We start from the raw sequence: 13,297 nt of genomic DNA on the forward strand, positions 1-13,297 counted from the left end.
AGAAGAATAGCTGTTGGTTGTTCGTGAGACACGAACAGTGGAGAGTAGTGCATGAGTTGAGGGTTTATGAGAAGAATAGCTGTTGGTTGTTCTTGGGACACGAACAGTGGAGAAGTTTATTTTGAGTTTAAGAGTTTATGAGTTTAGGGTTTATGAGAAGAATGTTACAATGATAAAATTGCCGTTGTTCGTGTCATTTTGAGTTGTTCGTGAGACACGAACAACGGCGGAGATATTATTTTCTTTTATTCTCTTAGCTGGACTAAAGTCCAGCCCTAGTGAGAAATAATGATATTGTTCTAACAACGTTACAGAATACTTCTTATAAACCTTAAACTCATAATCTCATAGACTTTAATTAACATTGAAATACTTCAAAGCGTAATTCCAACCTTCAATGGATACTTGTGATTTTGTTTGTAAAGGAACGTTGTCGATGATAATGGTTTTCTCAGCACCTGGAGCGATAGAAACATAATTATCATTGTAAAATACTGGTAAGATTCTTTCTTTGCTGGTGGCATCTACCAATGATACTCTATTAAAGAAAGCGATTGGGTTATTTGCTGGGTTTGTTAATGTGACTTGTACTTTACCCGATGCAATACTTTTTACTGAAACTTTTAAGTTTTCGGCAGCTTTCATTTTTTGTAAACCAGTATATTCTCCTTTAGCGTTCGGATACCAATACATATTATCACTTACGATTTGTTTGTTTTCATCTAATAATTGTAATGACAAAAACGAACCATCTTCCGCACCGATTTCATCTAAAACCTTTTTTACCGAAAGAATCTTTTTCACAGAACTTGCTTCGATATAAGTAAACACTTGCGTAATTTCTTTAACAGTACCGTCTATCTTATACGCTTTGGCTACTAACATTAAATTTCTACGTGCTTTGAAATCATTGTTGACCATCATCAACATACCATCAACAGGATTTGCCATGATGTGTACTAATTCACCACCATTTCTTAAACCATATAGACAAGCGTTAGGGTCTAAATAGTAATCATACATTTGTCCACGCATGGCAGTCCAAGGATTTTGTGTTTTCCAGATGATTAGACCTGTGTACCAATCCCAAATATGTGAAGAGAAACCTTCAATTAAGCCACGATATTGATCATAGTTTACTAATTGTGCTTTCAAACCAAAATCTTTGATGTCTTTAGGTTTTCCATAAGGATTTATGAATTCATTATAACCAACGCCTGTATAAGTATGGTATGTCCAAACAGAATCTGGTTTTTGGTTAGCATCGTGATAAGGAACAACAAGGTTTTCTTTAGGAATAAAGCGTTTCAAAGATTCATAATCACCCGTACCTACTGAACCAACTTCTGAATTAAAAGGAAAAGTACGTTGATTCCAGAAAACATCAAGTGGCTGAATACCATAAGGGCCGTCGCCATTACCTCCTAGTGAATTAAATGACATTTCATCAGAGTTTGAATAATCAATAAACCAACGAGTACCATCTAATTTAGGCAAAATCTCATCTCTTAAAGGAATTAGTATGTCTTCTGGAGGAGTAATCTCGTTTCCGCCACACCATATTGCCAAAGAAGCATGATTTCTCACCATTTTAATCATGTCGGCAGCAGATTCTAAGAATAATTGATGATTATCAGGATAATTTCTTCTAGTCCATTGGTCTTCTTTCTTCATTGGGTCAACCCAACGACCATTGCAATCGCCCGACATCCAGAAATCTTGAAAAACCAACATTCCATATTTATCACAAGCCGCATAGAACTCTGGACGTTCTACCAAAGCACCGCCCCAAATACGAATAAGGTTCAAATTCATATCACGATGAAAACGAATTTCTGCATCATAACGCTCGTCAGTAAAACGTAGCATCGCATCAGAGATAATCCAGTTACCGCCTTTGATAAATACTTTTTGTCCGTTTACATAAATCTGGCGACTAGCCGTATGTGCATTCCAATCTGTTTGAATTTCACGGACGCCCACTTTTACAGCTTCTTGGTCGGATACTTTATCGTTGACGATAAATTCAAATTTAGTATCATATAATTCTTGTTTTCCATAACCAGCAGGCCACCATAAACGAGGATTCTTTAAAGATAAATCAGCTAAAGAAACAGTAGTTGTGCTATTCGGAGGAAGAATTACTTTTTTCGATACCTTCATTCCATCAATGGTATAAACTAAAGTGCCTTCTACTTTTTGGCTAGAAGGATTCTCTAAATCGGCAGAAGCTTTGATGATTGCAGGTTTTTGAATCGCATCGGGCATCCTTTTTTCAGGAACTAGCGTAATAACATGCGGGTCTTTTAAATTTACTTTGCCTGTTTTTTCGATATAAACTTTATCCCAGATACCCGTATTTCTATCACGGATTGGACGAATCCAGTCCCAACCAGCAGTATATTGTAGCGAAACGTTTTTAGCAATCGTTCCATCACCACCTTGTCCACCATTGGCATTTCCGACAGTGTAAGGAGGATAGACAATCACTGCTAAACGATTGTTGCCGTCTTTTGTCAAGAATTTTGTAATGTTGAAAGATTGACGTAAAAACATTCCTTCAAATACTTTCTGGTTTACTTTTTTACCATTCAAGAAAACATCACAGCTATAATTAATACCTCTGAATTTTAACCAAACCTCTGATCCATCAGCAGGAATACTTTCTTTAAAATCTTTGGCAAACCAATAAGTATAATACTCTCTGCCAGTATTATAAATATCTGGAATTTTCTCGTTGTTCATGCCATAAAAAGGATCTGGCACTTCTTTGTTGGCAAGCATACTTGTAAGCACTGTCCCCGGCACAACGGCAGGTTTCCAATTACGAAGCGAAAAGCTAGGAGAGGAGATTACTTCACCACTTTCTTTAGTGCTTTTAATGGGATTACATTTCCAAGCACTATTCAGTTCGTACTGATTTTGTGCTTGGATTTGTTGTACAAACAATAACATCAATATAAGATGAAACTGTTTGAGATTTAGTTTTAAAAAATTGGACATAGTAAGATTAAAAATTATTAATATTTTTAGAAGTACTCAGTTGCCTGACGTTCACAAGGAAAGTCAAGCCTTCTTCATTGCTGATGAATGATAGGCTAAATTTAATACATAATATTTGGGATTATTATACTTCTGTGTATGATTTGATTTGAAAATAAGCAATAACACCTAGCTTTTATTTTGAAATCGGCAATATATGTAAGATGTAATGATATTTGAGGTGAATATTAACAATCTTTAAAATTGAAGTATCGGTATATAATAATTGTAAAATATCAAGAATGGAAAATTGTTGCTTTTTCTACCTTTTTCAATGCGATTAAGGTCATTCAGCGAAATAATTTTATTCTTGCTATTAAATCCATTATTTTTCTCTCTTTAATATTCTAAATGTTTTCCATTAATTTCACATTGAACTATAAAATTTCTCCAATGAATATCAAATCGAATAAAACCATTTTTCTATTCTTAATACTGCTTGGTTCTTTGTTCAATATCACTGCTCAGCCCATTAAACCAATGCCTACTGGCGAGCTTTTGTTGAATCTTAAAAAATTAAATGTACTTGGTACAGCCATGTACATAGCTGCCCACCCTGACGATGAAAATACTGTAATGCTTTCGTGGCTTGCCAAAGAACGTAAAGTAAGAACTGCTTATCTATCAATTACCCGTGGAGATGGTGGTCAGAATTTAATTGGTTCAGAATTAGGTGATTTATTAGGCTTGATTCGTACACAAGAATTACTGGCAGCTCGTGCCATTGATGGTCCAGAACAATATTTTACTCGTGCTAACGACTTTGGTTTTTCTAAAAACACTGAAGAAACACTTCAGATTTGGGGAAAAGATGCTGTTTTAGCAGATGTAGTTTGGCGAATCAGAAATCTTCGACCAGATGTAATCATTTGTCGTTTTCCACCTGATGCTCGTGCAGGACATGGAAATCACTCTGCTTCGGCAGCTTTGGCAGAAGAGGCTTTTAAAATTTCAGGCGATCCAACGAAGTTCCCAGAACAATTAAAATATGTAAAACCTTGGCAAGCCAAAAGAGTAGTTTGGAATACTTTTAACTTCGGTGCAGTTTCGCAAAAACCCGCAGAAGGTACTTTTATTCAAGTGGAAATTGGGGGATATAATCCTTTATTGGGAAAAGCTTATTCTGAAATTGCCGCAGAAAGTAGATCACAACATAAATCTCAAGGTTTTGGTGTTCCTCGTACTCGTGGTTTACGTCCAGAATATTTTGTCCATAAATTCGGTGATTTAGCCCAAAGTGATGTTTTTGATGGTGTAGATTTAACTTGGAGTAGAGTAAAAGGGGGCAAAGAAGTAGAATCTTGGATTAATCTAGCTATCAATAGTTTCAATCCAGAAAATCCTTCAACGATTGTTCCTTCTTTGTTAGAAGCTTACAAAACACTAGATAAAATTGGTGATGAGTACTGGAAAACACAAAAGAAAAAAGAAATTGAAAACCTAATTATTGCTTGTACTGGTTTGTATTTTGAAGCAAATCCAAATGAATATTCTGCTTCTTCTGGAGAGAAAATCAATATTCTTGCTACAGCCGTAAAACGTTCTGATTTTGCTGTAAACTTGAAGAAAATCAAATTAGTCGGTTTGGGAAAGGACAGTACTTTCAATGTAAGTTTGGCTAATAACGAATTACAACGCATTAATTTCTCAGTAGAAATTCCTAAGAATCAACCATTGACACAACCTTTTTGGTTGGCTGAAAAGAAAATGGGAAAAGGAATGTATCGTGTTGATGAGCAAACGTTGATTGGTTTACCAGAAAAACCTGCAGATTTGCAAGCAGAATTTACTTTCGTAATCGACAATCAGTCTTTCACTTTTAGCACGCCAGTGATTTATAAATATACAGACGAAACTCGTGGAGAGCTTTATCGCACCTTTGAAATTCGTCCAGAAGTAACGGCGAATATTTCAGATAAAGTATATGTTTTTGCAAACGACCAAGCCAAAGAAGTAGAAGTAACCTTGAAAGCTGGAAAGAGCAAAACTTCTGGTTCGGTAAGTTTAGATTTACCAACAGGTTGGAAAGCAAATCCTGCAAGTATAGATTTCAATTTGGCAAATAAATATCAAGAATTGAAATTGGTATTTAAAGTTACACCTTCAAGCTTAACACCAGAAGGAACAGTAAAAGCCATTGTAAAAACAGCCAATGGAACTTATGATAGAGGGATTTTAACCGTTGCCTATGACCATATTCCTCCTCAAACACTTTTCCCAGCAGCAGAAGCTAAGGTGGTGAAATTGGATATTAAAACGAAAGGTAAGAACATTGGTTACATCGTTGGTGCTGGCGACGATGTACCAATGGCATTACGCCAGATTGGATATAATGTGACGATTTTAACGGAGAAAGAATTAAATGAAGATTTATCAAAATTTGATGCTATTGTAGTTGGTGTAAGAGCTTATAATACCGAAGAACGTATTACTTATTATCAGAAGAAATTGATGGACTACGTTGAAAAAGGCGGAAACATGGTCGTTCAATATCAAGTAAATAGCAATTTGCAAAAATTAGAGATGGGTATCGGGCCATATCCTTTTAAATTATCGAGAGATAGAGTAACGGTTGAAGAAGCGGAGGTTCGTTTCTTGAAACCAGAAAGTATTTTATTGAATAGTCCGAATAAGATTACTTCAAAAGATTTTGATGGCTGGATTCAAGAAAGAGGATTGTATTTTTCAAACGAATGGGATGGGAAATATGATGCGATTCTGTCATCAAACGACCCGAATGAAGCACCTGCCAATGGAGGCTTATTGTATGCTAAATACGGAAAAGGTAATTACATTTTTACAGGATATGCTTTCTTCCGTCAATTGCCAGCAGGAGTATCGGGTGCATATAGATTATTTGCCAATTTAATTTCAGCAGGAAAATAATTATCGAAACGCAACCTAAAAGTAGAAAGAGCCGTATTTGAATGTAAGACGCAAGTCTTACATTCACTAAAACAAAAAATATTATGAAAAAAACGCTCTTTACGCTTTTAATTGCTGCTTTGTTATTTGCTACTTCTTGTAAAAAAGATGAAGAAGTAGTTTCTCCAGAAGTAAAATTCAATGTAAGCCTCAATGGCTCATTAGAAGTACCCGCCAATACTTCTACTGCTACAGGTTCGTTTGTTGGTACTTATAATAAGACTACAAAAGTTATTTCTTATACCATCAATTTTAATGGAATTACGCCAACAGCTTGGCATATTCATAAAGGTGCGGTTGGTGTAAATGGAGGAGTAATCTTTGCTTTAGGAACAACATTCAATACTGCTTACAGTAGCACAACAGCTGCACTAACAGCAGAACAGGAAACAGATTTAATGGCAGGAAATTATTATGTAAATATCCACAGTGCTTCAAAACCAGGAGGTGAAATTCGTGGACAGTTGATTTTGAAATAGCTGTTAGCTGTGAGTTGTAAGCAATGAGATTTAAGAATCTTTATGCTAATAAAAAAGCGGTCAAAATTAGTTTTTTGACCGCTTTTTTATTGCTAAAATTCAGGATAACAAACGTTGCATTAAATTAATCTCAAAGCTCGCTGCTCATCGCTATCGATTAAACTTAATTCTCAACACTGTAGCATCGTATTTTCCATTCACAAAATTACCAACTACTTCTAATCCAAATAATTTCCCAAGACCTAATAAGCCATAACCAACTTCTAGGTATTCAAATTGCTGATTCGGTACTTTCAAATAATTGGCAAAGACAGATTCCTTTAAACCATAAATTCTTAATGGTGTGATTTGTGTCAGCAATAATTTATTGAAATCTTGTTGAGCAAAAACTTCTAAATAGTTGCCTGTTGTGCTGTGTAAATAATAGTCTAAGTTTCTGTAAGCATCAAATCTGAATGAACGAAGAATAGTTTGATTGCCATTAAAATGGCGGTAATCAATAAAATAGGTTGGCTTTTGCAAGTATCCTCCGTAATTGGCTAGGATATGCAAATTTCCTAATTTCTCTAAATCAAAAAACTGTTCATAAGAACCTTGTAAACGTGAAAATTTACTTTCAGCCAATAAACCATTGGTTGACTTTACTCTAAAAATCGGATTACCTTCATTAATTGTGTATTCTCTGTCATTATATTTACGTTTCTTTGCAAACGGTCTCCAAGCAATAATTCCTTCTGCTAAAAAGCTTTTATGTGTGTTAAAAGCAGTATTAGCTAATTCATTATTCGCAGGATTGTTCGGACTAAAATCTCTATCTTTTACATCAATCCAAGGCTTGAAAGTACTTAGGTTTTCTAAAGCCTTTCTTTCAGCATATTCCCCGCTTGCTACAATGGTTATTTTTTCAGAAAGTCGATTTCTATACTCTGCACTAATATAATCTTTCTGGTAAATTTTCTGATAATTTCTCTCAGCCAACATTGTATAAATGGTATTTGCGGGCGTAGAAATAGGGTTTTCATTGTTAAACTGTTGAATATATCTACCCGTTTTGATTTCAACAGTATGTTGATTTTTTAGATAGTAATATCCAAGATTCCAGTTTAAAGCTTTTCTACCCAAAGCGTATCTTAAATCACCATAAAAGGATTCTCTTCTGGTTAGTTTTTCACGAATATCGTATCTTAAAGAACCTTGTAAAAAGTATCCATCAACAGTATTCACAAAATCTAAAGCTGGAAGTTGGCTTAGTGGAGAACTATAACTAAGCGATTTTGGATGAAATCCGAATAGATTATCTCTTTTGCCATAATTATAATTTTTTCCAAAAATCAAATGTGAAAATTTGAATGCAGGTAGATTTCTAACAGAATCTTTTTTGAATTGCTCTTCATTGGTCAATGCAATGCTATCAGCTTGAGCATAACCTTTTATTTCTAAAGGAGTAAGGGGTACTTGTCTTTCATCATTCCAGAAATCAGCGTTTCGTTTGTTGTGAAGACTGTCAATTTCAATATTATAAGATCGAACCAAATCTACATCTTCGCCTTTTTTCTTTCTATCTTTTTTGTCTTCTTTCTCTGATTCTTTCAAAAACTTATTGAGCTGTTTTCTAGTAACTTGTTTTTGACTGAGTGCAATCTTACTATTTACTTTTTCACCTTTCAATGATTTAGCTTCTGCTTTGTCTATTTTCTCATCAATTACCACGGGTCTTTGATGATATTTTTCATTGACAGATACCGTATAATTCCTAACGTTGGTTACATAATTAAAGAAACCTTTGAAGCCAAAAGCATCAAACTCTGAACGAAAAGTATAATTGATTGGCAACCAAATTTCTTTGTTGGGTGCATAAATCATTTTTACTGTGTTTGAAGTATTATCATCACTAAAGCGTAAATCCAAACTATGGATGTACCAAGAGTCTTCGATGATATTAATTATTCCCTCAAAAACATTTCCATTTCTTGATTTTGGCGTTACTCTAATTTTATTGACGGTTTGTCCATTTTCAGTAAAAAAACCTTCGTATTTGAACTTGTAATAAGCCAAAGCAACAGGTGAGAGTGGAGAAATCATATCGCCAAATGGTTTTGGATTATAGAAATTAGTACGAGAAACAGAAATAAAGTTGCCACCTTGACTTTGCAGTTGCTTTGGTAAATTGTTTCTGGTTGATACTACTTTTTCTTTTACTGCTGAAGGCTGCTTTACATTTACATCATTAATTGATTCTAAAACATATACTTGTCCGATTTTTAAACCAGACTCTTTTTCAATCCTTTTTCCTGCAATAGCCTTCATCAAAGCAGAAACTTCGCTTACTTGCCCAGTACCTTTTACATAAGTTCTGGCAGAATATTCATTAATTTCTAATATTTTGAAACGAGCCATTGAAATGGTCTTTCTGATGATAGTATAAGCAGGGTCTTCACTTTTGGCAGAAAATTCTACTTCTTTCAGACTGATAGCTTGCTCTTCGAGAACAGCGTCTAATGTGATGGTTTCGTTCTGGATAACAACTTTCTTTTCTAAGTTTTTATGACCTAAATATTGAAAAATGATGGTATAAGTTCCAGCAGATAAAGTAAGTTCATATTGTCCATCTTCATTAGCCATTGTCCCTTTACCAGATTCTTTTATAATGACGGAGGCAAAGGAAAGTAATTCGTTTTTTGTATTTTTAACGGTTCCTTTAATACCAGCACTCCAAGAAAAAGAGTTGAAGAATAGAATAACCAATGAGGTTGATAAGAGGTTTTTGAAAATTTTGTTCATAATCAGCAATTTGAGGTACATGTATCTAGTTTATTACGCAAGATAAAAGAAAAGCCAAGCCTAAGACTAAAATTCTTTCTTAAAAAATCTTAAATGCTTGTTTAATCGTATTTAGACATAGAATGTTTAAACAATAGAAAGATTATTACGGTTTATTTTTAATGTTTTGATTATCATTATGTCGATGTTTTTCTTCGTGTTTTAATACAATCTATTATTTATTTAAAATGTTTTTTCAATTGAGTTCTTGCTCATGTTTCATCCTAACTTTAATAAAATGCGTTCAAAATTCCTTCTTTATTTTTTATTCGGTTTGACTTTAATTTTATCATTACAAGGTTGCCATCGGCATACTGTCGTAAAATATGCTAATGAAAATAGTGATTTCAAAGTAAGTTATAAAGATGTCGTCGATTTTGGAGATTCAGCATTATTTGTATTTGAGGCTTTTAATAAACTAAACCAAGTAAAGGTTTGGGAAGGAGATAACCTTTTAGGAACGGCTAAATTTGTCAAGAAGAAAGCGAGTATAAAAATTAAATTTCCTAAAAAAGGTGAAAAGGAATTGATTTTTATCGCTGAAAAAGAAGATAAAAAATTTACGAAAAAGATTCAAGCTTTGGTGGTAGTTGTTTTACCTGAGAAAGCAATTACTCCACCAACAAAAAAAGTTGCTACCAAAAACAAGAATACTTCTGCCAGTAAAGTTTCTGACGCTCAAATTTTCATTAATGATATTTCATACTATGTTGTAGAGCGTTGTAAAAAGAATAACCTTCCGACAAGTGTTGTGATTGCAATGGCTGCCTTGGAAAGTGGCTACGGGAAAAGCGAATTAGCGATGAATGCCAATAACTTTTTTGGTTTAAAAGATTGGACAAAAGACCATACTCAAGCATATCAATATACCAACCAAGCTTATGCTGGAGAAGTTGGTAATTGGTACAAGAAATTTAATTCGAGAGAAGATTGCCTCGATTTTTTCATGGAAGAGCTTTTGATGCACAAAACTGGAAAATGGCGAAATGATTATTCGCCAGCCGTAAAAGCTTACCAAGAAAATACCAAAAAAGGAATTGACAAAGTAGAAGCCATCGAAAAGTTCATTGAACACTTAGTTGATTTAGGTTATACAACTTTGCCAAAACATCAATATGTTAGTCGTTTGAAAAGATTAATAACACAATACAACTTGATTGATTTATAAGTTTACAGACCAATAGCCCAAGTCAGAAATTCAGGCATTACTTTACTCCAAGTTTGTTGATTGTGTTCACCACCCTCTACTTGTCGGTAAATAATGTCTTTGTTTTTTTGATAACCGTGTTTTTCTAATTCTTTCATCAAGTCTAAAGTATCGTCGATAGCATCAATGATTCCGTTATTGTTTCTGTCAGAAGTTTCGTCGTTTGTTCCCGCCTCAAACCAGAATTGTTGATTTTGATGATAATTTCCTTTTCTGACGATATTATGAATAATTCTATCGTTTTCGTCTGTGTAACCATCCTCCTCAGATTTTTGTCTCCACCACAAAGCACCAGAAAAAACACCCACTTTGGTAAATACTTTTGGTGAATTCCAAGCAATATCCAATGCAGAAAGTCCGCCTAAAGAAAAACCAGCCATTACTTTATTGTCAGGTGATATTAAAAAAGTGTTTTCTAAATAAGGTAACAATTCTTTTAAAATGAAATTTGAATGATGGTGTGCTTTATTTCCTCTGTTTTTATAATCTGCTTGGGAAGCTGTTCCATATTCTTGCAATCTTTCTTCGTTGGCATGAATTCCCACACAAAGAATCGGAGCGATTTTATTTTCATCGCTCAATGAGGCAATCCAATGTTTGATTTTTAAAGATTCAAAATCTTGTCCATCGTTAAAAATTACAAGTTGAAGTAAATTATTTTTTTTAGGATATATCAAAGTGAGCTTAACTGTTCTATTCAAATAGGTAGAATAAATATTATCCTCAATTTGAATGATTTCAGGGGAAGTATTTTGTGAATATATTGTCATTACGGGATTGTCAATTTTAGGATTATTCTCGAAAATAAACAAATTGTTAAATATTTCACAGAGAAATTATTCTAATGTTTTGTTTTGAAAGTTAAAAACAGTTTCTATTTTAGAGTAAAGATTCTTTACAGTGTTTAAAATTATTATAAAATGACTAAGCAGATATTATTTATTTACAAATAGTAATTTTTGCAACGATAAAAAAGACTCAAAATCTAGCTATTGATATTTTTTAACATCATGAACAATTCTCTCTATCACAATGCAAGAACGTTATATCAAGTATTATTCTCATCATCTCGGAGCAGATAATGAATTATTGATTTTTGGCAATTGGGGCTATCCAGTAATTGTTTTTCCAACTACTATGGGGCGTTACTATGAAGCAAAAGATTTTAAACTGATTGAATCTGCAAGAAGCCAAATAGAAGGGGGGAAAGTAAAGATTTATTGCCCAGATAGTATTGATAAATACTCTTGGTATGGCAAACATTTGCATCCTTCCGAGCGAATTCAAAACCATATTTATTATGATCAATATTTGAATGAAGAACTGATTCCAGCTATCATGCGTGAATGTAATACTTCAAAAGTAGCGGTTGCGGGTTGTAGTTTTGGCGGTTTTCATGCTGCTAATTTCGCTTTTCGTCATCCTGATAAAGTATCACATCTTTTCACGATGGGAGCAGCTTTTGATATTCGCTCATTTTTGAATGGCTTTTACAACGAAAATGTATATTTCAATAATCCTCCTGATTATCTTCCAAATGCCAATCAACCAGATTTATGGCAAATGAACATCGTTTTGGGTACTTGTAATGCAGATTTTTGTAAGCCTGAAACAGAACGTCTTTCTAAAATTTTAAGTAATAAAAAAGTAAATCATTGGTTGGATGTTCGTTGGCATGGCACACACGATTGGGATATTTGGAGAGAAATGTTTCCTGAATATTTAAACAGAATTTAATAATCATAGAATCCATAAAATTTAGTCATCAAACCTGAAATTAATATGAAAAAAATAGGTATCCTACATGGTATGGAGTCTTCATTTCCAGAAGCATTTGTAGAAAGAGTAAATCAAATTGCTCCTGCTGGAATTATGGCAGAACGTATGATTGTAGAAAAAGTAATACAAGGGGAATCTAGTGGATACGATGTAATTATAGACCGTATTTCTCAAGATGTCCCTTTTTACAGAGCAATGTTAAAAAATACAGCCCTGACAGGAACAGCTGTTATCAATAATCCTTTTTGGTGGTCGGCTGATGAAAAGTTTTTTAACAATGCTTTGGCATTAAGTGTTGGTGTTCCAGTTCCTAAAACAGTTTTATTACCTTCCAAAGAACGCCCATCTGATACTGCTGAATCTTCATTTAGAAACCTGAAATTCCCTTTACCTTGGGGTGAAATGTTTGATTACATCGGTTTCCCAGCTTATATGAAACCACATTCTGGCGGAGGTTGGAAAAGCGTTTATAAAGTAAGAAATCCAGATGAATTGTTTTCTGCTTATGACGAAACCGACCAATTGGTCATGCTTTTACAAGAAGAAATTACTTTTACTGATTACTTCCGTTGCTATTGTATTGGTGGAAAAGAAGTAAGAATAATGCCTTATGAACCAAGAAATCCACATCATTTACGCTATGTTGCCGATATGCCTTCTGGCCCAGCCGCTAAGAAATTATTGGCAACAGTAAAAGATTATGTAATTCGACTGAACAAGGCTTTGGGTTACGATTTCAACACGGTAGAATTTGCTATAAAAGATGGTATTCCGTATGCCATTGATTTCTGTAATCCTGCTCCAGATGCTGATATTAATTCTGTAGGACAAGAAAACTTTGAATGGGTAGTGGAAACTGCTGCCAAAGTTGCGATTGAGCGTGCAAAAAAACATAAACCAGGTAAAGACAACCTTACTTGGGGAACATTTCTTGCAACATCTGTTGCTGGTAGTCCGAGAACAAGCATTATTGAGAGCAAAAAGTAAATTAATTGGACTGTGTAAAATATAAAGAATACAAAAAAGCAGTAACCTTTTCTTAACT

At 34.1% G+C, this 13,297-nt stretch carries 8 protein-coding genes; 5 read left to right on the top strand and 3 right to left on the bottom strand.

Annotated elements, in window-relative coordinates; translation table 11 throughout:
• Window positions 1–354: 354 nt before the first annotated feature.
• Window positions 355–2,955 carry a glycoside hydrolase family 2 protein gene (locus HNP25_RS15915; protein ID WP_221432488.1) on the bottom strand — a complete coding sequence of 867 codons (2,601 nt, stop codon included), beginning with the start codon at window positions 2,953–2,955 and terminating at the stop codon, window positions 355–357.
• 480 nt (window positions 2,956–3,435) lie between these two features.
• Here HNP25_RS15915 and HNP25_RS15920 point away from each other — a divergent pair, with 480 nt between their 5' ends.
• Window positions 3,436–5,928 carry a PIG-L family deacetylase gene (locus HNP25_RS15920; RefSeq protein ID WP_184135700.1) on the top strand — a complete coding sequence of 831 codons (2,493 nt, stop codon included), beginning with the start codon at window positions 3,436–3,438 and terminating at the stop codon, window positions 5,926–5,928.
• An 83-nt stretch (window positions 5,929–6,011) separates the two neighbouring features.
• Complete coding sequence (locus tag HNP25_RS15925) at window positions 6,012–6,446, top strand: CHRD domain-containing protein (protein ID WP_184135702.1); 435 nt, start codon at window positions 6,012–6,014, stop codon at window positions 6,444–6,446.
• A 150-nt stretch (window positions 6,447–6,596) separates the two neighbouring features.
• Here HNP25_RS15925 and HNP25_RS15930 read toward each other — a convergent pair whose 3' ends face one another.
• Window positions 6,597–9,227, bottom strand: coding sequence for a DUF5686 and carboxypeptidase regulatory-like domain-containing protein (locus HNP25_RS15930; RefSeq protein ID WP_184135703.1), 2,631 nt, complete (start codon window positions 9,225–9,227; stop codon window positions 6,597–6,599).
• A gap of 277 nt (window positions 9,228–9,504) precedes the next feature.
• Here HNP25_RS15930 and HNP25_RS15935 point away from each other — a divergent pair, with 277 nt between their 5' ends.
• Window positions 9,505–10,434, top strand: coding sequence for a glucosaminidase domain-containing protein (locus tag HNP25_RS15935; RefSeq protein ID WP_184135705.1), 930 nt, complete (start codon window positions 9,505–9,507; stop codon window positions 10,432–10,434).
• Between the two features lie 2 nt (window positions 10,435–10,436).
• On the opposite strand, the gene HNP25_RS15940 is transcribed toward HNP25_RS15935, so the two are convergent.
• Window positions 10,437–11,243, bottom strand: a complete 807-nt coding sequence (locus HNP25_RS15940) for an alpha/beta hydrolase (RefSeq protein ID WP_184135707.1) — start codon at window positions 11,241–11,243, stop codon at window positions 10,437–10,439.
• 262 nt (window positions 11,244–11,505) lie between these two features.
• On the opposite strand from HNP25_RS15940, the gene HNP25_RS15945 reads away from it, so the two are divergent.
• Entirely contained in the window at window positions 11,506–12,210 is a 705-nt protein-coding gene (locus HNP25_RS15945; protein ID WP_184135709.1) for an esterase family protein, read from the top strand.
• A gap of 45 nt (window positions 12,211–12,255) precedes the next feature.
• The gene (locus tag HNP25_RS15950; protein ID WP_184135710.1) at window positions 12,256–13,239 is read left to right on the top strand and encodes an ATP-grasp domain-containing protein; all 984 of its coding nucleotides are present in this window, start codon (window positions 12,256–12,258) and stop codon (window positions 13,237–13,239) included.
• Window positions 13,240–13,297 lie beyond the last annotated feature (58 nt).

The organism is Arcicella rosea (genome assembly GCF_014204325.1).
Classification (GTDB): domain Bacteria; phylum Bacteroidota; class Bacteroidia; order Cytophagales; family Spirosomataceae; genus Arcicella; species Arcicella rosea_A.

Excerpts from the sequence above, each read along its gene's own strand:
- HNP25_RS15935 (WP_184135705.1), top strand. The coding sequence starts at position 9,505 with ATGCGTTCAAAATTCCTTCTTTATTTTTTATTCGGTTTGACTTTAATT.
- HNP25_RS15950 (WP_184135710.1), top strand. The coding sequence starts at position 12,256 with ATGAAAAAAATAGGTATCCTACATGGTATGGAGTCTTCATTTCCAGAA.
- HNP25_RS15930 (WP_184135703.1), bottom strand. The coding sequence starts at position 9,227 with ATGAACAAAATTTTCAAAAACCTCTTATCAACCTCATTGGTTATTCTA.
- HNP25_RS15925 (WP_184135702.1), top strand. The coding sequence starts at position 6,012 with ATGAAAAAAACGCTCTTTACGCTTTTAATTGCTGCTTTGTTATTTGCT.
- HNP25_RS15940 (WP_184135707.1), bottom strand. The coding sequence starts at position 11,243 with ATGACAATATATTCACAAAATACTTCCCCTGAAATCATTCAAATTGAG.
- HNP25_RS15945 (WP_184135709.1), top strand. The coding sequence starts at position 11,506 with ATGCAAGAACGTTATATCAAGTATTATTCTCATCATCTCGGAGCAGAT.
- HNP25_RS15920 (WP_184135700.1), top strand. The coding sequence starts at position 3,436 with ATGAATATCAAATCGAATAAAACCATTTTTCTATTCTTAATACTGCTT.
- HNP25_RS15915 (WP_221432488.1), bottom strand. The coding sequence starts at position 2,955 with ATGTTATTGTTTGTACAACAAATCCAAGCACAAAATCAGTACGAACTG.